This is a genomic window from Burkholderia sp. 572 (assembly GCF_040545135.1).
GTDB lineage: Bacteria > Pseudomonadota > Gammaproteobacteria > Burkholderiales > Burkholderiaceae > Burkholderia > Burkholderia cepacia.
Genome location: NZ_JBEPLH010000019.1, coordinates 66095 through 84795 on the forward strand (window position 1 = coordinate 66095; position 18701 = coordinate 84795).

Genomic DNA, 18701 nt, shown 5'->3' on the forward strand with positions numbered 1-18701 from the left:
GGTTTCGATGACATCCCGACAACACACGGGCCACGAACTCAGCCGTGCCCGCGCGCACGAAGGCGAGCGCGCGCAGCAGGACCACGACAAGGGCGGGCACCAGACCGGCCACGGCAAGCCGCCGGGCCCGGTCGACGTGCAGAAGGCGCTGAAGGGGATGGACTACCCGGCGAGCAAGGCGACCATCGTCGAATGCGCGCAACGCTCGCATGCGGCCCACGACGTGCTCGACATGCTCACGCGCATTCCCGATCGCGAATACGACACGCCGGCATCGGTGTCGAAGGAGCTCGGGCGGCTGATGTGAGCCGTGCCGCCATCGTGCCGTGCGCGCTCGCGCGCGGCGTACCGCGACAAGGAGCACGAGCATGGCGATGATCGTCGCAGGCCGCTTCACGACGTTCGATGAAGCCGAGAGCGGGGCGCGCAGCCTTTACGAGCGCGCGTTTGGCACGGACGACGTGTCGATTTTCTTCCTGAACCCGGGCGGCCAGCACGCGCGCTTTCCGATCGGCGGCGACGTCTACGCCGACACGGCGGCGAAACCGGGCGGGCGCGGCGCGATGGTCGGCGCGATGCGCGGGTTGCTGATCGGCGCCGTCGTCGGGGTGGCCGTCTATGCGGTGGGCGTGCGCTACTGGTTCGTGCCGGCGGCGGGCGCACTGGCCGGCGCGTACCTCGGCGCGCTGGGCGGTGCGCTCGGCCGGATGCGCGGCGAGCAGGACGAAGGCAAGGGCACGCTTGCACGAAGCGAGACGGGCGTGATCCTCGCCGCGCATGTGACGCCTGAGACGGCCAACACGGCGGAAGACGTGCTGCGCGCGACGGGCGCGAAGTCGATCGAGCGCGTCGACGGCGACTGGCAGGACGGCAAGTGGCGCGATTTCGATCCGGTGCGCCGGCCGGACGAAGCCGCACGACGACGCGGCCGGTGACATGGGCAGCGGCAGGCTCGCCGGCGAGGCCGCGCCCGTGGCGGACGGCGCGAGCGACATGACGGGGCAGACGCTGCACCCGAACGGCGGCTCGATCGTCGGCGGCTGAAGGCGATCGGTGGCCGTCGGTGGGCATCGGCGGCCGCTTCCACGCAAGTGCAAGGAGAAGGCAGATGAAACATCCGAACTGGACGATCGCGGCGCTCGCCGCAGGCGTGCTCGCCGTATCGGGGCTCGCCGGCGCGCAGGCGCCGAGCGGGCCGCCCGCATCGAATTCGCATGTGCCGGGCGGCGTGATCGATCCGTCGTCGGGCGCGGGCGACGCGCGGATCGCGAAGGCGCCGCAAGGCGGCGACGCGGAATTCATCGACAAGGCCGCGATCGCCGGCAAGGCCGAGGTGCAGGCCAGCCAGCTCGCGCTGAAGCAGGCACAGTCGCCCGACGTGCGCGGCTTCGCGAAGCAGATGGTGAACGACCACGGCAAGGCGAACGCGCGGCTCACCGAGCTCGCCGCGCGCAAGGGCATGAAGCCGCAGGTCGAACGGATTTCGGACCCCGACGTCGAGGCGCTGCGCGGCAAGAACGGCCGCGACTTCGACGTCGCGTATGTCGCGGCGGTCGGCCCCGACGCGCATCGCAAGGCCGTCGCGCTGTTCGAAGGCGAGGCGCGCGACGGCAGGGACCCGCAGCTGCGCGAATTCGCGAGCGCCACGCTGCCGACGCTCAGGCATCACCTGAGCATGGCGCAGGCGCTCGAACGCAAGGTGGGCGCGCGGTGACGCGTGCCCGTTCAACCCCGGGCCGCGTGCGGCCCGTTTTTTTCGGAGAGGCAGTCATGGCCCATCGGCAACCGAAACACGAAGGCATCCGCGAATTGCTCTGTCAGGCATACGAAACCGAGCTTGGCGGCGCGAAGCTCTACGAGGCCGCGCTGCAGTGCGCGACCGACGGCGATCTGCACAAGGAATGGGAGAAGTACCACCGCGAGACACAGCATCACCAGGAAGTGCTGCGCAAGGTGTTCGAGACGTTAGGCATGGACCCCGATGCGCAGTCGCCCGGACGCAGCGCGGTCGCGGCCACCGGCAAGGCGCTGGTCCACGTGATCGAGCAGGCGCGGAAGCAGGCCGATCCGGCCGTCGCGCAGGTCGTCGCGGCGGAATGCGTGGTGCTCGCCGAGACCAAGGACCACCTGAACTGGGAGCTGATCGGCTACGCGGCCGACCAGTTGTCGGGCGACGCGGCGAAGACATTGAAGGACGCGCACGACGAGGTCGAGGCCGACGAGGATCACCACCTGTATCACACGCGCGGCTGGGCGCGCGAGATGTGGATCGAGTCGATGGGCTTCAAGGCCGTGCTGCCGCCGCCGGAGGAAGTGAAGAAGGTCGAATCGGCGGCGGAGGCGGCGCGTGCCGAGCGCTCGCGCGGCAAGATGATGTGACGGCAACGGGGCGGCAGCCGGGGCGTTGCCGCTCCCGGTTGCGGCGCACGATGATGGCCACCGCGAGCTGCACGGCGATCGGTTCCGGCGACAGGAGAAAGGAGCGGCGCGATGCAACCCGACCCCGGCGCCGATCCGGCCGCCGCCCGGCATCGCGCGTGTTCTCCCTCGCGATCGGCGCGGTGCCGTAGCGCACATCACGCACACAACGCACCTCACCTTCCGCCGTCCCGGCATGCAAAAAAGACGCCCCGCGCGAGCGGGGCGTGTAGAAAGGAAAGCGGATGGCGTCGGCGAACCGGCGCCCCATCGTCGCGCGATCAGTGACGGTCGCGCGCGCGCGGATCGTTCAGTTCCTCGGTCGGGTCGGTCAGCCCGAGTTCGTCGCCGCCGCTCCAGTACGGCGCGCTGCCGTAGAACTCGTGCAGCGGCTCGGCCCATTGCGGATCGGCCATCGCCGGCCAGTGGTCCTTGTCGAACCCCGGCGCGTTGCGGATGCGCTCGGACGACACCGACAGCAGGAAGCATTTGCGTTCGGTGTCGAGCGTGAGCGCGCTCCACGGAATGGCGTGCAGCTTGTCGCCGATGCCGAGGATGCCGCCGCTCGACAGCACCGCGTAGGCGACGCGGCCTGAGCGCACGTCGAGCATGATGTCCTTGATCTTGCCGACGTCGTCGCCGTCGGTCGTATAGACCTTGTCGCCTTCCAGCGTATCGGCCGCCATCACGTCGGGGCCGGGGCCGGCCGCCGTTGCGGCGCCCTTGCCGATGATGCGGGTCTGACCTTGATCGGAAGTGTGCATGGTTTCCTCCAGGCTGCGTGGGGCGCGACGGTGCCCGGGGCGGGCCCTGCGGGTCGCGCGGGTATCGTGCGGCGCAAGGATCGCGCCGTCACGTCTGCTTCGGTTGCGACACGCCTTCAAGCGTGTTCGCGACGTCGTCGCGCGCCGGGCCGGCCGAGCGCGTCGCGATGTCCGCGAGCGACAGCATGCCGACCAGCCGTTTGTCGTGATCGACGACGGGCAGGCGGCGCAACTGCGCGTCCGCCATGTAGTGCTGGATCTCGTCGAGCGAATCGTCGTCGAAGCACCATTCGATCGGGCCCGATGCGACTTCGTGGACCCGCGTTTCCGGCGGCTTGCCGGCCGAGATCGCGCGCACCGCGAGATCGCGGTCCGTCACCATCCCGATCAGCCGGTTGTTGTCGCATACGGGCAGCGCGCCGATGTCGTAGCGCTCCATCAGTTGCGCGGCATGACGGATCGAGTCGGTCGGCGCGATGCGCACGACGTCCTGCGACATGATTTCGTTGACGCGATGCATGACTTCCTCCTTGCAGGTGGGGATGGCGAATTCGTCGGCGGGTTCCGCAAGCCGCGTGCCTTTCGGCACGCGCGGGTCGCTCGGGTACGTCACGCGCCGTCGTCGCGTTCGCGCGGGCTCCGCCACGGCCCTTCGTCGTGCGTGCCGGGCGGCGTGTCCGGCTCGATCCGCGTGACGCCGCCGGTCGCCGGCGGGTCGCTTGCCGGAAACGTGTCCTCGAGCTGCTTGTCGATATGGCGTTCCGAATGGCGCGTGCGCGTGCGGTCCTGGTGCTTCAGCGGCGGCGTCGGGTCGGGATGCCGCTCGTGGGCCGGCGCGTCGTGGCCGGGCCGGGTCGAATCCTTCATCGCGAGGCTCCGTATCGGTGACGAGGAGCCGGGATTGCCGCAACGGCCGTGCCCGGCTCGCGGACGCGGCACACGACTTGCCGTATCGACTGCGATGACGACGCGCGGCCCGACCGGTGCCTGCCGTGCGCATTTCGAGCGGAGGCACGATGACGATTCCGAAACGACGACCAGGCGTGCGTTATGAGATCAACGTATGCGGCGGCGGATTCGATTCGGTGAAGAGCCATTTCAACGAATGGAAACACGAACCGCTGATCTACCGGCCCGAGCGCCGGATGTTCGAGGGCAAGGCCGACGTGCGGCCGTTGGGCGACGAGACGTTCGGTTCGACCGAACCGGCGCGTTTCGCGCTGCAGCGCGCGTGCGAGCCGTCCGATTCGTATGCGCTCGCGGCGTGCGTGAAGGACAACGGCCACGAGCTGTGGCTCGTGATGGCCGCGTACGACGCATAACGACGTGCTTGAAAGATTTGCAGCGAACGGTGTAGCGAAGGCACGACGCGTCGCATGGGGCCGCGCGTGTTCGCGCCGGCGCCCGCATGCGGGCGTCGCGACCGGACGGCATGCGCATTGCGGGACTTCCGTATCCAGTCACGACCGCCGCACACGATGCCGATCCGAACCCGCCCCGATGGAATGCCGATGAAACACGATCCCGCCCAATGGCTGCAGCGGCCCATCCCGCCGTTCCCCGACCTCGAGCCGGATCCCGACGACCCCGATCCCGACGACTTGCCGCCCGACGTGCCCGAACCGCACCGGCAACCGGCGGGCGACCCGCCCGGGACCGCGCCGCCCGAGCGCGAACCGCCGTCGCGGCAGCCGCCCGTGCATGCGCCGCCGGTCGGCGGGACAGGGCGACTGCATGCGCAGGCGCGGCGATGAGCGTCCGCGTGAAACCCGGCGTGCTGCGCGAGATCGCCGAGACGCTCGGCCGCCATTTCGAAGCGCGCGCGATGCCGTTCCACATCGAGGAGCGGCCGGCCGGTGCATTGCATATCGGCTTTCGCGTCGACGGCCATCCGGCGTCGCTGTCGGTGTCCTTCGACGCCGACGCATTCGCCGCGCTCGAGCGCGCCGGCATCGATCGGCAGCGCGGCACGCTCGCGCGTGTCGCGGCCGAATTCGACACGATGATGGCGCGCCGCACGCCGACCGCCTATGCCGGCGATTTCCATTTCAACCGGCTCTGAGCCATCGATTCGACGGAGGTATTCGATGAACACGATCCAGACGATACGCGCGGGCGCCCTAGTGTTCGCCGCCGCGTGCGCGCTGGCCGCCTGCACGCAACCGACGAACGGCCCCTACGGTGCGCACGGGGCGCCGCCCGCACCGCCGGATGGCCGCGGCGCGCAGTCGACCACGACGATGCCGGACGCGAATACGCGCTACGACACGCGTCCGTCGCCGGGCAACATGATGCCGCAGGGCGCGGCCGGCGGCGAACCGGCCGACGTCCCGCCGCCGGGGCCGAACGGTGCGCAGGGCGACCGGCCGTTGCCGGGCACGCCGCCGCCGATGCAGTACTGATCGAGCGTTTTCCACGCATCACGTACGGCAGGTGGCGGCGTTCGGGGGGCACATCCGGATGCCCTTCCGGACGAGCGAATGGCGTGCCCCAAAACTTGCCGCGGGCTTGTAAAAAAGCGGCCCCGGCCAGCGTCGAAGCGGGGTGCGAACCCGCGAGAACTGCGAGGCGACGCGCTTCGCCGAATTGGCACGAAAGCTGCGTAAGTCGTGCAGACGACCTAACGCGAACCGAATAATCAGGAGGCTTTCGATGCCCGTCTCGCTTGCGTTGCAGATGCGACAGCATCTGGCACTTACGCCGAGGCTTCAGCAGTCGCTGCGGCTGCTGCAGTTGTCCTCGCTCGAATTTCAACAGGAATTGCGGCAGGCGCTCGACATGAACCCGTTTCTCGAAGACGGCCCGGGTGACGAGGAAGCCGCCGACGGCGCGCCGGAGCAGCCGGCGGAAGCGGCCGCGCCCGAAGCGGCGCCCGAGCCCGAGGATGTCCGGCCGCCCGACGGTGAGGTGCCGCTGACGGCGGCGCCCGCGCCGCGCGGCACGAACCGCCAGGGCGACGATGCAGACGGCCTGTCGCCGGGCGAATGGATCGCCGCCGAACCGTCGCTGCATCAGCAGCTGCACGATGCGCTCAGGCTGTATCCGTTGAACAGGCACGATCGCGAAGCCGCGCGCATCGTGATCGACGCGCTCGACGACGACGGCTACCTGCGCCAGGAGCTGGCCGAGCTGCGGGCCGCGGCCGATCCGGCGCTGCTGCTGTCGGAGCAGGATCTCGCGATCGCGCTGCGCCTCGTGCAGATGCTCGACCGCCCGGGGATCGCGGCGCGTTCGCTGTCCGAATGTCTCGTGCTGCAGCTCGACGCGATTCCGGCCGGCACGCCGGCGCTCGCGGAAGCGAAGGCGCTCGCGCGCGAGCATCTCGAACGGCTCGCCCGCCGCGAGACGGCGGAGATCCAGCGGCGTCTCGGCTGCAACCCGCAGACGATGCACGCCGCCTGCGCGCTGGTGCGCGGGCTCGACCCGCGCCCCGGCAGTCATTACGGCAGCACGCGCGGCGACTACGTGGTGCCCGACGTGATCGTGCGCCAGGTCCGCGACGAATGGATCGTGACGATCAACCCGGCCGTGCTGCCGCGCGCGCGCCTGCACGAGCGCTACGCGACGCTGTTCGCGCAGTCGAGCGGCGAGCGCGATTCGCCGCTCGGCCAGCAGCTTCAGGAAGCGCGCTGGCTGATCCGCAACGTGCAGAAGCGCTTCGACACCATCCAGCGCGTGGGCGAATGCATCGTCGCGCGGCAACGCGATTTCTTTCGTTACGGCGAGATCGCGATGAAGCCGCTCGTGCTGCGCGACATCGCCGAAGAGCTCGACCTGCACGAATCGACCGTGTCGCGCGCGACGGGCAACAAGTACATGGCCACGCCGCACGGCACGTTCGAGTTCAAGCATTTCTTCCCGCGCAAGCTCGAGGCGGCCGGAAAGGGCGTGTGCTCGGCGTCGGCGGCGAAGGTGCTGATCCGCGACATGATCGCGGCCGAGCGGCATACCGATCCGCTGTCCGACGTCGCGCTCACGGAGAACCTCGCGGGCCGCGGCATTCTTCTTGCGCGTCGTACGGTGACGAAGTATCGGCAGGCGATGAAGATTCCGGCGGCCGACCTGCGGCGTCGCGATGCCGCGTGACGTGACGGCTTGCCCGCCGAACCGATCTTCGACCGCGCGCGGCGCCGCCCGTCGTGTCGGCCCGCGCATCCATCCACGACAGGAGTGCAACCATGCCAGCAAAATCCCAGGCGCAGCAGCGTGCCGCAGGCGCGGCGCTGTCGGCGAAGCGCGGTGAAACGAAGATGAAGGACCTCAAACCGCCGGCGAAGTCGATGGCCGAGTCGATGAGCGAGAAAGAGCTCGAGAAAATGGCTTCCACGCCCGTACGCGGCAAACCGAAACACAAGCACGATGCGTGACCGACGACGACGTTTGGTGACGACCGCTGTCATCCAGGAGGGTTCCATGCTTCGATACGCCATCATCTTCTTCATCATCGCGATCGTCGCCGCCGTGTTCGGCTTCGGCGGGATTGCGGCCGGCGCGGCCGAGATCGCGAAGATCCTGTTCTACATCTTCGTCGTGATCTTCCTGGTCACGCTGCTGCTGGGCGTCGTGCGACGATGAGTGCCGCGCCCGACCGGTCGCAGCGCGTGGCCGAACTCGAACATGCGCTCGCGATCGGCTTTCCGTCGCAGTCGACCATCGTCGTGCACGCGGACGACGCATCCGGCGGCCTGACGATCCAGGTGTCGTGGGTGCGCGTGCCGTCCGACGAGGACGCGCGCGAATGGCGTTGCGCGGTCGACCTGCGGTTCGATCCCGACGTCGTCGATCGCTACGTTTTGCTCGACGCGGCCGACCGGCTGCGCGTGCGCACGCAGTTGTGCGACCGCGCGCGGCGCGCGGTGGACGAGCGCAAGCCGCGCGTCGAGGATGCCGCGATCGAATGCAGCGTGACGCTCGACGTGACGCGCGCCGAATTCGACGCGGCGCTGGCCGCGCCCTGATTTCACGGCCGGCATCGCGGGCGCGATCGCGGCCCGTCGTACCGGTTTTCGCTGCCGTCCGCATGCCCGCGCCGCGGCGCGGCGGTTTGCGTGGCGGCTGCCCGTCCGGCTGCTCATCCGAATGCCACGAGGATCTGTCGATGACCCGTTCCCCATCCGCCGGCAACACCGCATCCGCGCAGTCGACCGACCACGCGAAGTCGCACCAGCTCGGCGAACACCGCTCGCGGCCCGACCACGAAGCGCCGTGTACCCGCCCGGTCACGCGGATCGCAACGCCCGGCGCGCGCCCGGCGCCCGTCGAACAGATGCGCGACGCGCTTCACGCCGCCGCGCTGCCGGCCTAGCGCCGCGCGATCATGGACATCGTCGTCGCGCTGTTCGGACAGGGCCGGATGCTCGGCCCCGGGCAGATGGCGCTGCGTGCGATCGTCGTATCCCTGGTCGCGCTCGTGCTGATCCGCGTCGCCGGGCGGCGCGCGTTCGGCCAGCGTTCGCCGTTCGACTACGTGGTCGGGATCCTGCTCGGCGCGATCCTGAGCCGCTCGGTGGTCGGTGCGTCGCCGTTCGTGGCGACCGTCGCGGCGTCGTTCGCGATCGCGCTGCTGCATCGCGCGATCGGCTGGGCCTGCGTGCGCTCGCGCCGGCTCGAGCGGCTGCCGGTGGGCGTCGAGCGCGAGGTGTATCGCAACGGCCGCTTCGACGACGCGCAGATGCGTGCCGCGCTGCTCACGCCGACCGACATCCGCGAAAGCGTGCGGCAGGCGCTCGGCGCGACCGACCTGTCCGACGTCGATGCGGCGATCCTGGAGCGCAACGGCCACGTCAGCATCGTGCGGCGCAGCCGCTGCCGCAGGCCGTGACTTTCGCCGGACCACACACGCCGCAAGGAGGGCATCGATGGCACGGATGATCTGGAAAGGCGCGATCAGCTTCGGGCTCGTTCACGTGCCCGTGCAGCTGTTCCCGGCCACGCGTACGGTGAAGCCGTCGTTCCGCCTGCTCGACAGGCGCTCGATGGACCCGGTCGGCTATCGGCAGATCAACAAGCGCACCGGCCGGGAAGTCACGCGCGAGGACATCGTGCGCGGCTACGAGTACGAGAAGGAGCGCTATGTCGTGCTGACCGACGACGAGATCCGCGCGGCGAACCCCGAATCGACGCAGACGGTCGATATCGTCACGTTCGTCGACGAAGGCGCCGTGTCGTTCCTGTATCTCGACACGCCGTACTACCTCGTGCCGGACCGCAAGGGCGAAAAGGTCTACGCGCTGCTGCGCGATGCGCTGAAGGACAGCGGCAAGATCGGCATCGCGCACGTCGTGATGCGCGACCGTCAGCATCTCGGCGCGCTGATTCCGGTCGGGCCGCTGCTCGCGCTCGATACGCTGCGCTGGCAGGAAGAACTGCGCCCGCTCGACGAACTGTCGGTGCCGGCCGGCGATGCGAAGCGCGCGGGCGTCAGTGCGCGCGAACTCGCGATGGCGAAGAAGCTGATCGACGACATGTCGGGTTCGTGGACACCCGACGAGTATCACGACACGTTTCGCGACGACATCCTCGACCTGGTCGAACGCAAGGTGCGCGCGGGCCGGATCGAGGAGATCGAGGACAGGCCCGCGCAGACGGGGCGCGCGGCGTCCAACGTGGTCGACCTGACCGAGTTGCTGAAGCACAGCCTGAAGGGCGGCGGTGCGCGGGCAGCCGAAGCGGACGACGAGGCGGATGCCGGGGCGCCGGCATCGTCGCGTGCCGCCGGTGCGCGGCGCAAACCGGCTGCGAAAGCACCGGCGAAAGCACCGACGAAAGGGGCCGCGAAGGGTGCCGAAAAGGGCACCGCCAAGGCGCCCGCAAAACGCGCGGCCGCGAAGCACGGCACGGCCGTGGCGCATCCGGCGAAGAAGATCGCCGCGCGCCGCAAGCACGCCGCGTGACCGCGCGCGACGGAGAACGACGCGATGGCCGCGAAACTCGACCCCTATCGCCGCAAACGCCGCTTCGATGCGACGCCGGAACCCGAGGGCGCGCACGGACGGCATCGCGCGCCCGCCGACGCTGACGCGCGGCAGTCGCGGAAGGCGGCAACGTCCGCGCGCACGGCCCGGCCGTTGCGCTTCGTGATCCAGGAGCACCACGCGAGGCGGCTGCACTACGACTTCCGTCTCGAACTCGACGGCACGCTGAAATCGTGGGCCGTGCCGAAAGGGCCGAGCGTCGATCCGGCGGTGAAACGGCTGGCCGTGCACGTCGAGGACCATCCGCTCGAATACGCGTCGTTCGAAGGCGAGATTCCGGCCGGACATTACGGTGCGGGCTCGGTCGTCGTGTGGGACGAAGGAACGTGGACGCCCGACGGCGGCGTCGCGCAGGCACGTGCGGGCTATCGTGCCGGCAAGCTGACGTTCCGGCTCGACGGCGCGAAGCTGCACGGCGGCTGGGCGCTGGTGCGCAGCGGGCGGCAGCAGGGGCGCCAGGAGCAATGGCTCCTGATCAAGGAACGCGACGACGACGCGCGCGATGCGGCGGCGTTCGATGTCGTCGCGCAGCGGCCGGGCAGCGTGCATGACGGGCACACGCAGGCCGCGCGCACGAAGGGGAACGGCGACAAGCCGCCCCCTGCGCGTGCCGCGCGGCGCGGCCACGGCAATGCGCCAGACATGAGTGATGCTCCGCACGACGACGCGAGCAGGCCGTCGGCCGACCTGTCGCACGTGGACGGCGCCGTGCGCGCGGCGTTGCCCGAGCGCATCGCGCCGCAACTCGCGACGCTGGTCGATGCGCCGCCCGCGCACGGCGACTGGCGCTACGAAGTGAAGTTCGACGGTTACCGGATCCTCGCGCGGATCGCCGGTCGCGGCGCGCGGCGGCACGTCACGCTGATGACGCGCGAAGGCCGCGACTGGACCGCGAAGCTGCGTGCGCAGCGCGATGCGCTCGCCGCGCTCGAGGTCGACAACGCATGGCTCGACGGCGAAGCCGTCGTGCTCGGCGAGAACGGCCTGCCCGATTTCCAGGCGCTGCAGAACGCGCTCGGCGCGGGCCGCTCGGACGCGGTGACGCTGTTCGTGTTCGACCTGCCGTTTCTCGACGGATACGACCTGCGCGACGTGCCGCTCGCCGCGCGTCGCGCGCTGCTCGAGCCGCTGCTCGCCGGCAGCGACCCGGCCCGGCTGCGTTTTTCACCCGACCTCGGCGACGACGTCGTGCCGCTGATCGCGCACGCGTGCGACACGGGGCTCGAAGGGTTGATCGGCAAGCGCGCGGAGTCGCGTTATCGCGGCGGCCGCTCGCCCGCCTGGATCAAGCTGAAATGCCGGCGGCGGCAGGAGTTCGTGATCGGCGGCTACACCGAGCCGGCGGGCAGCCGGCACGGGTTCGGCGCGCTGCTGCTCGGCGTCCATGCGTCGGACGCGGGCGGCAAGCGGTCACGCGGCACGCCGCCGTTGCGCTATGTCGGTCGCGTCGGCACCGGGTTCGACACGCGCCTGCTCGACCGGCTCGCGGCAATGCTGCGCAAGCACGAGCGCGACACGACGCCGTTCGACCCGCCGCCGCGCGAACGGTCGCGCACGCGCGTGCACTGGGTCGAGCCGACGCTCGTCGCCGAATGCGAATTCGCGGAATGGACGGGCGACGGGATCGTGCGGCAGGCGTCGTTCATCGCGCTGCGCGAAGACAAGCCGGCGCGGCAGATCGTTCGCGAGGTGCCGCGCCATACCGAATCGGAGACGACGATGGACGAACCCCATGCAGCGCATGGCAACCCGCATGACAACCACCCGCATGCACCGCATACCGATACCGGGCACAACCGCCGGCCGCGCGCGCGAACGCATGCGTCCGCCGGCCACGCGCACGGCGAACCCGGCGTCGATCACGTCGGCCGCGTGCGCATCACGCATCCCGATCGCGTGCTCGACCCGCGCAGCGGCACGCGCAAGATCGACCTCGCGCATTACTGGTCATGGGTCGCGCCGTGGTTGCTCCCCGACCTGAAAGGCCGGCCCGTGTCGCTCGTGCGCGCGCCGGGCGACATCGCCGGCGAACTGTTCTTCCAGAAGCATGCGGAACGCCGGGAAATCCCGTTCGTCAGGCAGCACGAGGGGCTTGATCCCGGCCACGGCCCGCTGCTGTCGATCGACAGCGTCGACGCGCTGCTCGGCGCCGCGCAGATGGGCACGATCGAGCTGCACACGTGGAACGCGCACGCGTCGAACATCGAGCGGCCCGACCGGATCGTGTTCGACCTCGATCCCGATCCGGCGCTGCCGTGGCGCGCGATGATCGACGCCGCGCAGATCGTGCGCGGGCTGCTCGACGAACTGGGGCTCGTGTCGTTCTGCAAGACGAGCGGCGGCAAGGGGCTGCATGTCGTCGTGCCGCTCACGCGGCATGCGGGCTGGGACGACGTGAAGGACTTCTCCCGCGCGGTCGCGCAGCACCTCGCCGCTACGCTGCCCGAGCGCTTCACCGCGACGATGGGGCCGCGCCACCGGCGCGGCAGGATCTTCGTCGACTACCTGCGCAACGGCCGCGGCGCGAGCACGATCGCCGCGTACTCGCCACGTGCGCGGCCCGGCATGGGCGTGTCGGTGCCGCTCGAATGGGACGAGGTGCCCGCTACGACGGGCGGCGCGCAATGGACGATCGACACGCTCCGCGAACGGCTCGACGCGCTGAAACGCGACCCGTGGGAAGGCTATGCGCACACGCGCCAGCGCATCACGGCGTCGATGCGTGCGCGGCTCGGGGCGCAAACGTGAACCCGTCAGCGCCGGTGCTGCAGCCGGTGATACCAGTTCATCAGCGGCGTCGCGGAGATCCCGTGCGCGATCACCGACGCCGATACGACGACCAGCACCGGTGCCGCCAGCGAGCGCACCGCGCCGGACGGCGCGTGCTCGATCGCGAACAGCAGGTAGTAGAACGAGCCGATCCCGCGAATGCCGAACCAGGCCATCAGCCGACGCTGCGCCTGCGTCGCACGCGAACCGGCGAGCGTGACCAGCACCGCGAGCGGCCGTACGACGACGAACAGCACGGCGGCCAGCGCGGCCGCCCCCCACGTGAGCAGCGGGCCCGGCAGCGTCGCGAGCACGCTGCCGACCATCGTCATCACGACGGCTTCCGCGATCCGTTCGAGTTCGATCGTGAAGCCGAGCACCGATTCGGCCATGAACGCATGCGCCTTCTCCGGATGCTTCTCGGTGGCGACGACGTCTTCCGAATCGATCTGGCCGATCACTTCACGCGGCCTGCGGTCGCCACTCGCACGGTGCTCGACGCGGCGCATCGCGACACCGGCCGCGAACGTTGCGACGAAGCCGAACGTGTGCGCGAGCTGCGCGGCGCCGAACGACAGCACGATCAGCGCGAGCGCGAAGAAGCCTTCGAGGCCGAGCGCCTGCGCGTGCCGCGTGCGCAGCCAGCCGATCAGTTTCGTCGTCGCCCAGCCGAGGGCGCCGCCGATCGCGGCCGCGCCCGCGATGCCCCACAGCGCGACGAGCGCGAACGCGCCGGACAGCGGCGCGAGCCCGTAGGTCGCGTCGCGCGTGCCGCACAGTGCGAGCCCCGCGAGCGCGAACGGCAAGGCGATGCCGTCGTTCAACCCGCCTTCGCCGGACAGCGCGAAGCGCACGAGATCGCGATCGCCCGGGTCGTGCACCTGCACGTCGTGCGCGAGCACGGGGTCGGTCGGCGCGAGGATCGCCGCGAGCAGCAGCGCCGGGCCCCAGCCGAGCCCGAGCGCGAGTACCGCGCACGCGGCGAGCAGCGGCACGGTGACGATCATCGCGAGCAAGCCGAGGCGGCACGGCACGAGCCACAGCCGGTCGGTCAGCGGCACGCGCAGCCGCAGCCCGATCGCGAACAGCGACACGAGCAGCGCGATTTCGACGATTTCACGCAGCAACGGCGCGTCGCGTTCGAGGTCGAGCTGCAGCAGGCCGGCGCCGGCCGGGCCGAGCGCCACGCCGAGCACGAGATAGATCATCGCGGTGCTGCACGGCAGGTGGCGCAGCGCCGACGTCGCGACGCCCATGCCCAGCAGCACCGCGCCGATGATCAGGTACCAGAGCGTCTCGTGCATGCGCGGGTTCGCGGCAGGCGGGGAAGGCGAACGCGCAACCCGTCAGGGCTTGCGGCCGAATGCCTCGCGCAGTTTGCGTTTCGCGCGTTCGAGCGTCGTGCGGCGCGTTTTCGGCAGGTTGCGGCCCGCGCGGTTCACGTAGAAGTTCAGCATCGACATCGCCGACTGGAACGGCGACGCCTTGCGGCGGCGGCTGTGTTCGGCCGAACGCTTCAGCGACGCGGCGATCGCCGCCGGATCGTCGGACTTGAAGATGTCGGGCTCGATGTCGAGCGCATCGCTGCGTTGCGTGACTTCGCCCGACCAGCGCTTGCGGTGTGCCGGATCGGCGCTGCGGGCGCGGCCGGGACGGCGCGTGAGGCGCTTGCCGTGTGCGTGGGAAGCAGAAGCGGAAGGCATGTGACGGGGCTCCGTGTGGGGTCGAGGGATGGTCGTACGGAGACGGGCGACGCAATCCGCGTGCCGCGCCGCGGGCAGGTGCGGACGTCGGCATGGGCATTGCTGGAACGGCGTTGCCGGACGGCACGAGCAGGCATTTCCGTTACCGCGTCATCACCACGGAGCACACACCATGAAGCCGGCAACCGATCCGAAGCCGGTCGCGCGGCGCGATGACGGCGCGGTTTCCCGGGACGGGCGCGCGGCCACCACGCAGGAGGACATCATGCAATCGAATTCCCGGATTTGGCTGGAGAACGACGAGATCGACGGCGAGGCGGTCGACGTGGACGATCTCGACACGACGGTTCATGTCGACGTCGCGACGGGCAGGGTCATGTTCCACGCGGCATGGGCGAATGCGCTCGAGGCGCCGCCCGAGGTGGCGCGGTATTCGGTCGTGCTCGCGCTCGACTGCGACACGATGGAGCATTACGCGGATCTCGACGACGGCGCACGCACGCGCGTGCATGCGATGCTGCACGAGGCCGTGCAGCAGACGCTCGATCAGTTGCCCGACACCGACGAAAACCTGACGCTGACGATCGAACTGACCGACGCGATGCTCGATGCGGCGCGGCACCTGCAGTAATCGTTGCGGGCCGACGTGCCGCATCGGATTACATCCCGTTGAAATCTTTGCAGCCGGGCGCGCGGCGACGTCGAACGGGGCGGCCTCGATGCGATCGCGGGTCGTTCCCCGGCTGGTGTCGCGATGCGAACGGGTGCGACCCTGGACGTGCGTGTACGGCGGCCTCCGCGGCCGGCACGCCGATTGCTGCACGACCGATGCGGCACGACGTGTGCCGCCCATCCGAAGGAGACGTTCATGAGCGGCAGGCTGGAGCATTGCAAGGTGGCCATCCTCGCGGTCGACGGATTCGAGGAAGCCGAACTCGTCGAGCCGCAGCGCGCGCTCGCCGCCGAGGGCGCGCAGGTCGACGTGATTTCGCAGAAGCGCGGCGAGATCCAGGGTTTCCGGCACGTCGACAAGGGCGAGCGCGTGAAGGTCGACCGCACGTTCGACGACGCGCGCGAAGGCGATTACGACGCGGTCGTGCTGCCTGGCGGCGTCGTGAACGGCGACGCGATCCGGATGCTGCCGGCCGCGCGCGAATTCGTGACGGCGGCCGTCGGCGCCGGCAAGCCGATCGCGGCGATCTGCCACGGCGGCTGGCTGCTCGTGTCGGCCGGGCTCGTGGAGGGCCGCACGATGACGAGCTGGCCGAGCCTGCAGGACGATATCCGTCATGCGGGCGGCAAGTGGGTCGACGAGGAGGTCGTGCGCGACGGCAACCTGATCACGAGCCGCAAGCCCGCCGACCTGCCCGCGTTCAATGGCGCGCTGGTCGAGCGCCTCGCGTCGCGGGGGGCGTAAGCCGATGCCGGCCGATTCCGCCCGCCGCGTGACGCTGACCGACACGCCGCCCGTGTTCGACGGAGCGGCGCTGCAGTTGAGTTTCGTCGTCGACGTCGATGGCATACCGCAGACCTGCGCGATCACGGTCGAGGCGCTGGAGGATCATTTCGGCGCGCAGTCCGCGCTGGAGGCCGACCTGCGTGATGCGTTCGAACGCGGCCGCGCACGCATCGAGGCCGCGTGCGCGGAGGTGCTGGCCGACGGCGGTGGGGCGGACGTGGTGCTGCATAGCGGTTATTTCCGTGCGCCGGGCGGTCGGGCGCGGGCCGGGCTGTTTGGTCCGGGAAAGTCCTGATCTCCGTCGCGCTTCCCGAAGCGTCATTTCGCGCCGCATCCAGCCACCCGGCCATCCAGCCACCCGCATTACACGCCATTGAAAACTTTGCCGCGCGTCGCGGGCGTTGCCCGGTGCCACATCGCGCCGCGCGCCGGGCGCGCGGTGCGGTTCGCGTGGCGTCGACTGGCATGTTCCCTGCATGAATGGCCTGTTGCCGGCGCACGATTCGCGCCGCATGCCGATGCGACCCGTTCGTCGCATCGCACGTAGCCGCAGACGGGGAACGAGCATGCTGACCGCCCATGAATTTGCCGTGCTGTTCCTGGTGCATCACGCGCCGGAACAGATCCAGATCGATCGCGACGACGTCGTCGCCCTCGTCGAGCAACGCCTGATCGAGATGCAGCGCGACGACACCTCCGGCGAGCGTCGGCCCGTGTTGACGGCCGGCGGTCTGTCGGTCCTGAAGTGCGTGCAGCGGCATGACGGGGTCGCGACCGACGTGTCCGACCTGAGCGACCTGAACGACGCGTGATGCGCGGCGCCGCGCGGCGTTCACCGCGCGATCGCGACGCCCGCGTTGACGGGTACGACAGGTGTCCGGCCGTCGAACGGCGGCGCGGGCAGGAAGCGGTCGATCACGCCGGCTTCGAACAGCAGGCAGTACGTCGATCCGCCGAACTGGAAGTAGCCGATCTCGTCGCCTTTGTCGACGCGCTGCCCCGGCACGACGTCGATCACGCACGACGACACGTCGCCCATCCCGACGAACACGGCCGCCACGGTGCCGATGCCGGGGTCGTCGCAGGAGAGCGCGACCACCGCGCGCGTGGCGACGGCCGTCATGTAACCCTGCGAGTCGTTCAGCCCGGCCGGATCGGCGCCTTCCGCCTCCGCGACCGAGTAGTAGGTCCCGTCGACACGGTACGCGTGCGTGACGACGCCGCGCACCGGTGCATGCCAGCGATGGTAGTTGTACGCGCTCAGGTAGGCCTGGTAGATGTCGCCGCCGACGAAGCGCTCGGCGAGCGGCAGCCACGCGGGCGTGAAGAGGTCGCGCAACGAATACGGCTGTGTCTTGATCCAGAACGTGTCGCGCAGCTTCACCTTCGATTCGGTGTGGTACGGCGCGGCCTCGCATGCGCTGACGATCACGTGCGGATCGTCGGGGGCCTCGACCGGGCGCGCGCCGTCGCGAAAGCGTCGCGTGAAGAAGTCGTTCCACGAGTCGAAGCCCAGGTGCGGCTGGTCGTCGCGATACTCGAACTGGGACAGCCCGAGGCGCCTGCACGCTGCGTCGCAGAACCAGCCGTCGGGCGCCGACGTGTCGAGATGCGTGCGCGAATGCGGGCCGCCGAGGAAGTCGCACCACACGTTCAGCACGCGCTTCAGGTGCGCGTTGACGGTCGCGTCGCGAAACACCGCATGGCCCGACGGCATGCACATCGGCCAGTCGAGGAACGCGTTGATCGGGCACACGATCAGGCTCGTTTCGCTGAAAGGGGGCGTATAGGTCATCAGGTGATCGAGCACCGTCATCAGCTCGCCGATCGACGCGTAGCCGAGCCGCAGGCCCGTGTCGAGCGCCTCGTCGATTGCGCGGGTCAGGCCCATGCGCAGGACGGCATGGTCGTCGAACAGCCGCGCGAGCGCCTGCACGGCCGGCGTGCGCAACCGGTCGCCGGCATGCGCGCGGGCCTCCGCCGCGATCCCTTCGCGGAACGCGGCCATGTGGGCTTCTTCGCGCGCCATCCATTCGCCGAGCCGATGGCGCGTGGCGGGCGGGGGGGTACGGTCGGTCGGCATGGCTTCCTCCGGACGTTGGTTCGGCATGAACGTGATCAGCAAGATGCTTGCCCGGCGGCGGCACCGAAATTGCGGCGATCGTTCGTCCGTTTTTCATGACACGGGAGACGAGGATGAACGCGGCTTCGAATGCACGACAGGCGAACAAGACGAGCGAGACGAGCGCGACCGACGCGCGCCGCAGCGGCGATCCGCACACGGTGACGCCGACGCGTCCACGCGTGCGAGCGGCCAAGCCGGCGTCGCGCGACGCGCGTCGGCCGGCCGGGCGCGGCTCAGGTGGCTCAAGCGGCTCAAGCGGCTCAAGCGGCTCAAGCGGCTCAAGCGGCTCGAGCGGGCCCGTGGCCGCGCACGACGGCGACAGGAAGGGCAACCCGCTATGGGAGGACGACGGCGGCGCAATGCCGCCGGAAGAGTGGTCGTGACGGGTCAATCGCGTTTGGGCACTTGCGCAAGGTCGCTGACGTTCGGCCGATTCGATTGACGATCGCCGGCGCGCCAGGTACGACACGCGTCTCCAGGGCCGCGCGC

The 18701-nt window shown here is 70.0% G+C and carries 27 protein-coding genes; 21 read left to right on the forward strand and 6 right to left on the reverse strand.

The annotated features are described in order from the left end of the window. The first annotated feature begins 7 nt into the window (after positions 1–7). From ABIC51_RS30090 to ABIC51_RS30105, 4 genes are all read left to right on the forward strand, one after another. Positions 8–307 (forward strand): DUF2795 domain-containing protein, encoded by a 300-nt coding sequence (locus tag ABIC51_RS30090; RefSeq protein ID WP_027792513.1) that lies wholly within the window; start codon positions 8–10, stop codon positions 305–307. Between the two features lie 61 nt (positions 308–368). Next, positions 369–935: a hypothetical protein gene (locus ABIC51_RS30095; protein ID WP_124918685.1), complete on the forward strand. Its 567-nt coding sequence runs from the start codon at positions 369–371 to the stop codon at positions 933–935. A 173-nt stretch (positions 936–1108) separates the two neighbouring features. After that, a complete protein-coding gene (locus ABIC51_RS30100; RefSeq protein WP_354006750.1) occupies positions 1109–1714 on the forward strand; it encodes a DUF4142 domain-containing protein in 606 nt (201 codons plus the stop codon). Between the two features lie 56 nt (positions 1715–1770). Continuing rightward, positions 1771–2379 (forward strand): DUF892 family protein, encoded by a 609-nt coding sequence (locus ABIC51_RS30105; protein ID WP_060173594.1) that lies wholly within the window; start codon positions 1771–1773, stop codon positions 2377–2379. Positions 2380–2699: 320 nt separating this feature from the next. On the opposite strand, the gene ABIC51_RS30110 is transcribed toward ABIC51_RS30105, so the two are convergent. The 3 genes from ABIC51_RS30110 to ABIC51_RS30120 form a co-directional block, all read right to left on the reverse strand. Further along, positions 2700–3182: a PRC-barrel domain-containing protein gene (locus ABIC51_RS30110; protein WP_059693369.1), complete on the reverse strand. Its 483-nt coding sequence runs from the start codon at positions 3180–3182 to the stop codon at positions 2700–2702. An 88-nt stretch (positions 3183–3270) separates the two neighbouring features. Continuing rightward, on the reverse strand, positions 3271–3702 hold the full coding sequence (locus ABIC51_RS30115; RefSeq protein ID WP_027792518.1) for a CBS domain-containing protein: 432 nt from the start codon (positions 3700–3702) through the stop codon (positions 3271–3273). Between the two features lie 89 nt (positions 3703–3791). Continuing rightward, positions 3792–4049, reverse strand: a complete 258-nt coding sequence (locus ABIC51_RS30120; RefSeq protein ID WP_027792519.1) for a hypothetical protein — start codon at positions 4047–4049, stop codon at positions 3792–3794. Positions 4050–4198: 149 nt separating this feature from the next. Here ABIC51_RS30120 and ABIC51_RS30125 point away from each other — a divergent pair, with 149 nt between their 5' ends. From ABIC51_RS30125 to ligD, 12 genes are all read left to right on the forward strand, one after another. Then, positions 4199–4504: a hypothetical protein gene (locus tag ABIC51_RS30125; protein WP_146254335.1), complete on the forward strand. Its 306-nt coding sequence runs from the start codon at positions 4199–4201 to the stop codon at positions 4502–4504. A 189-nt stretch (positions 4505–4693) separates the two neighbouring features. Then, on the forward strand, positions 4694–4936 hold the full coding sequence (locus tag ABIC51_RS30130) for a hypothetical protein (protein WP_425127144.1): 243 nt from the start codon (positions 4694–4696) through the stop codon (positions 4934–4936). Beyond that, the gene (locus tag ABIC51_RS30135; RefSeq protein WP_021161228.1) at positions 4933–5244 is read left to right on the forward strand and encodes a hypothetical protein; all 312 of its coding nucleotides are present in this window, start codon (positions 4933–4935) and stop codon (positions 5242–5244) included. Before ABIC51_RS30130 ends, ABIC51_RS30135 begins: the two co-directional genes overlap by 4 nt. 25 nt (positions 5245–5269) lie before the next feature. Continuing rightward, on the forward strand, positions 5270–5584 hold the full coding sequence (locus ABIC51_RS30140; protein ID WP_301763146.1) for a hypothetical protein: 315 nt from the start codon (positions 5270–5272) through the stop codon (positions 5582–5584). Positions 5585–5834: 250 nt separating this feature from the next. Further along, positions 5835–7268 carry an RNA polymerase factor sigma-54 gene (rpoN, locus tag ABIC51_RS30145; RefSeq protein ID WP_354006751.1) on the forward strand — a complete coding sequence of 478 codons (1434 nt, stop codon included), beginning with the start codon at positions 5835–5837 and terminating at the stop codon, positions 7266–7268. A gap of 92 nt (positions 7269–7360) precedes the next feature. After that, a complete protein-coding gene (locus tag ABIC51_RS30150) occupies positions 7361–7549 on the forward strand; it encodes a DUF3008 family protein (protein ID WP_027792524.1) in 189 nt (62 codons plus the stop codon). A 46-nt stretch (positions 7550–7595) separates the two neighbouring features. Further along, positions 7596–7757 carry a DUF1328 family protein gene (locus ABIC51_RS30155; RefSeq protein ID WP_027792525.1) on the forward strand — a complete coding sequence of 54 codons (162 nt, stop codon included), beginning with the start codon at positions 7596–7598 and terminating at the stop codon, positions 7755–7757. Continuing rightward, positions 7754–8140 carry a DUF3022 domain-containing protein gene (locus tag ABIC51_RS30160; protein ID WP_060194496.1) on the forward strand — a complete coding sequence of 129 codons (387 nt, stop codon included), beginning with the start codon at positions 7754–7756 and terminating at the stop codon, positions 8138–8140. Before ABIC51_RS30155 ends, ABIC51_RS30160 begins: the two co-directional genes overlap by 4 nt. A 140-nt stretch (positions 8141–8280) precedes the next feature. After that, positions 8281–8487, forward strand: coding sequence for a hypothetical protein (locus ABIC51_RS30165; RefSeq protein WP_057056495.1), 207 nt, complete (start codon positions 8281–8283; stop codon positions 8485–8487). A gap of 12 nt (positions 8488–8499) precedes the next feature. Continuing rightward, a complete protein-coding gene (locus ABIC51_RS30170) occupies positions 8500–9003 on the forward strand; it encodes a DUF421 domain-containing protein (protein WP_354006752.1) in 504 nt (167 codons plus the stop codon). 37 nt (positions 9004–9040) lie between these two features. Beyond that, positions 9041–10075 (forward strand): non-homologous end joining protein Ku, encoded by a 1035-nt coding sequence (gene ku, locus ABIC51_RS30175; RefSeq protein ID WP_226160871.1) that lies wholly within the window; start codon positions 9041–9043, stop codon positions 10073–10075. A 24-nt stretch (positions 10076–10099) separates the two neighbouring features. Beyond that, a complete protein-coding gene (gene ligD, locus ABIC51_RS30180; RefSeq protein WP_354006753.1) occupies positions 10100–12904 on the forward strand; it encodes a DNA ligase D in 2805 nt (934 codons plus the stop codon). A gap of 5 nt (positions 12905–12909) precedes the next feature. Here the strand turns inward: ligD and ABIC51_RS30185 are convergent, their stop codons facing one another. Both ABIC51_RS30185 and ABIC51_RS30190 read right to left on the reverse strand, forming a co-directional pair. Continuing rightward, positions 12910–14229: a cation:proton antiporter domain-containing protein gene (locus ABIC51_RS30185; RefSeq protein WP_027792531.1), complete on the reverse strand. Its 1320-nt coding sequence runs from the start codon at positions 14227–14229 to the stop codon at positions 12910–12912. Between the two features lie 42 nt (positions 14230–14271). Then, complete coding sequence (locus tag ABIC51_RS30190; protein WP_021161217.1) at positions 14272–14628, reverse strand: DUF3175 domain-containing protein; 357 nt, start codon at positions 14626–14628, stop codon at positions 14272–14274. A 265-nt stretch (positions 14629–14893) separates the two neighbouring features. On the opposite strand from ABIC51_RS30190, the gene ABIC51_RS30195 reads away from it, so the two are divergent. The 4 genes from ABIC51_RS30195 (at position 14894) to ABIC51_RS30210 (ending at position 16899) form a co-directional block, all read left to right on the forward strand. After that, entirely contained in the window at positions 14894–15259 is a 366-nt protein-coding gene (locus ABIC51_RS30195) for a hypothetical protein (RefSeq protein ID WP_060194562.1), read from the forward strand. Between the two features lie 237 nt (positions 15260–15496). After that, the gene (locus ABIC51_RS30200) at positions 15497–16045 is read left to right on the forward strand and encodes a type 1 glutamine amidotransferase domain-containing protein (RefSeq protein WP_027792535.1); all 549 of its coding nucleotides are present in this window, start codon (positions 15497–15499) and stop codon (positions 16043–16045) included. 4 nt (positions 16046–16049) lie between these two features. Next, positions 16050–16382 carry a DUF1488 family protein gene (locus ABIC51_RS30205; protein WP_146254327.1) on the forward strand — a complete coding sequence of 111 codons (333 nt, stop codon included), beginning with the start codon at positions 16050–16052 and terminating at the stop codon, positions 16380–16382. Positions 16383–16653: 271 nt separating this feature from the next. After that, positions 16654–16899, forward strand: coding sequence for a hypothetical protein (locus ABIC51_RS30210; protein WP_027792537.1), 246 nt, complete (start codon positions 16654–16656; stop codon positions 16897–16899). Positions 16900–16919: 20 nt separating this feature from the next. Here the strand turns inward: ABIC51_RS30210 and ABIC51_RS30215 are convergent, their stop codons facing one another. Continuing rightward, positions 16920–18170: a phosphatidylserine decarboxylase family protein gene (locus ABIC51_RS30215; protein ID WP_354006754.1), complete on the reverse strand. Its 1251-nt coding sequence runs from the start codon at positions 18168–18170 to the stop codon at positions 16920–16922. A 113-nt stretch (positions 18171–18283) separates the two neighbouring features. On the opposite strand from ABIC51_RS30215, the gene ABIC51_RS30220 reads away from it, so the two are divergent. Continuing rightward, on the forward strand, positions 18284–18595 hold the full coding sequence (locus ABIC51_RS30220) for a hypothetical protein (protein WP_354006755.1): 312 nt from the start codon (positions 18284–18286) through the stop codon (positions 18593–18595). Positions 18596–18701: the final 106 nt, after the last annotated feature.

Bases quoted from the DNA above. Each gene is read 5' to 3' on its own strand.
- ABIC51_RS30200 (WP_027792535.1), top strand. From the start codon at position 15,497: ATGAGCGGCAGGCTGGAGCATTGCAAGGTGGCCATCCTCGCGGTCGAC.
- ABIC51_RS30210 (WP_027792537.1), top strand. From the start codon at position 16,654: ATGCTGACCGCCCATGAATTTGCCGTGCTGTTCCTGGTGCATCACGCG.
- ABIC51_RS30150 (WP_027792524.1), top strand. From the start codon at position 7,361: ATGCCAGCAAAATCCCAGGCGCAGCAGCGTGCCGCAGGCGCGGCGCTG.
- ABIC51_RS30170 (WP_354006752.1), top strand. From the start codon at position 8,500: ATGGACATCGTCGTCGCGCTGTTCGGACAGGGCCGGATGCTCGGCCCC.
- ligD (WP_354006753.1), top strand. From the start codon at position 10,100: ATGGCCGCGAAACTCGACCCCTATCGCCGCAAACGCCGCTTCGATGCG.
- ABIC51_RS30190 (WP_021161217.1), bottom strand. From the start codon at position 14,628: ATGCCTTCCGCTTCTGCTTCCCACGCACACGGCAAGCGCCTCACGCGC.
- ABIC51_RS30215 (WP_354006754.1), bottom strand. From the start codon at position 18,170: ATGCCGACCGACCGTACCCCCCCGCCCGCCACGCGCCATCGGCTCGGC.
- ABIC51_RS30090 (WP_027792513.1), top strand. From the start codon at position 8: ATGACATCCCGACAACACACGGGCCACGAACTCAGCCGTGCCCGCGCG.
- ABIC51_RS30115 (WP_027792518.1), bottom strand. From the start codon at position 3,702: ATGCATCGCGTCAACGAAATCATGTCGCAGGACGTCGTGCGCATCGCG.
- ABIC51_RS30185 (WP_027792531.1), bottom strand. From the start codon at position 14,229: ATGCACGAGACGCTCTGGTACCTGATCATCGGCGCGGTGCTGCTGGGC.
- ABIC51_RS30205 (WP_146254327.1), top strand. From the start codon at position 16,050: ATGCCGGCCGATTCCGCCCGCCGCGTGACGCTGACCGACACGCCGCCC.
- ABIC51_RS30155 (WP_027792525.1), top strand. From the start codon at position 7,596: ATGCTTCGATACGCCATCATCTTCTTCATCATCGCGATCGTCGCCGCC.
- rpoN (WP_354006751.1), top strand. From the start codon at position 5,835: ATGCCCGTCTCGCTTGCGTTGCAGATGCGACAGCATCTGGCACTTACG.
- ABIC51_RS30100 (WP_354006750.1), top strand. From the start codon at position 1,109: ATGAAACATCCGAACTGGACGATCGCGGCGCTCGCCGCAGGCGTGCTC.
- ABIC51_RS30140 (WP_301763146.1), top strand. From the start codon at position 5,270: ATGAACACGATCCAGACGATACGCGCGGGCGCCCTAGTGTTCGCCGCC.
- ABIC51_RS30130 (WP_425127144.1), top strand. From the start codon at position 4,694: ATGAAACACGATCCCGCCCAATGGCTGCAGCGGCCCATCCCGCCGTTC.
- ABIC51_RS30195 (WP_060194562.1), top strand. From the start codon at position 14,894: ATGCAATCGAATTCCCGGATTTGGCTGGAGAACGACGAGATCGACGGC.
- ABIC51_RS30125 (WP_146254335.1), top strand. From the start codon at position 4,199: ATGACGATTCCGAAACGACGACCAGGCGTGCGTTATGAGATCAACGTA.
- ABIC51_RS30160 (WP_060194496.1), top strand. From the start codon at position 7,754: ATGAGTGCCGCGCCCGACCGGTCGCAGCGCGTGGCCGAACTCGAACAT.
- ku (WP_226160871.1), top strand. From the start codon at position 9,041: ATGGCACGGATGATCTGGAAAGGCGCGATCAGCTTCGGGCTCGTTCAC.
- ABIC51_RS30095 (WP_124918685.1), top strand. From the start codon at position 369: ATGGCGATGATCGTCGCAGGCCGCTTCACGACGTTCGATGAAGCCGAG.
- ABIC51_RS30110 (WP_059693369.1), bottom strand. From the start codon at position 3,182: ATGCACACTTCCGATCAAGGTCAGACCCGCATCATCGGCAAGGGCGCC.
- ABIC51_RS30105 (WP_060173594.1), top strand. From the start codon at position 1,771: ATGGCCCATCGGCAACCGAAACACGAAGGCATCCGCGAATTGCTCTGT.
- ABIC51_RS30135 (WP_021161228.1), top strand. From the start codon at position 4,933: ATGAGCGTCCGCGTGAAACCCGGCGTGCTGCGCGAGATCGCCGAGACG.
- ABIC51_RS30165 (WP_057056495.1), top strand. From the start codon at position 8,281: ATGACCCGTTCCCCATCCGCCGGCAACACCGCATCCGCGCAGTCGACC.
- ABIC51_RS30120 (WP_027792519.1), bottom strand. From the start codon at position 4,049: ATGAAGGATTCGACCCGGCCCGGCCACGACGCGCCGGCCCACGAGCGG.
- ABIC51_RS30220 (WP_354006755.1), top strand. From the start codon at position 18,284: ATGAACGCGGCTTCGAATGCACGACAGGCGAACAAGACGAGCGAGACG.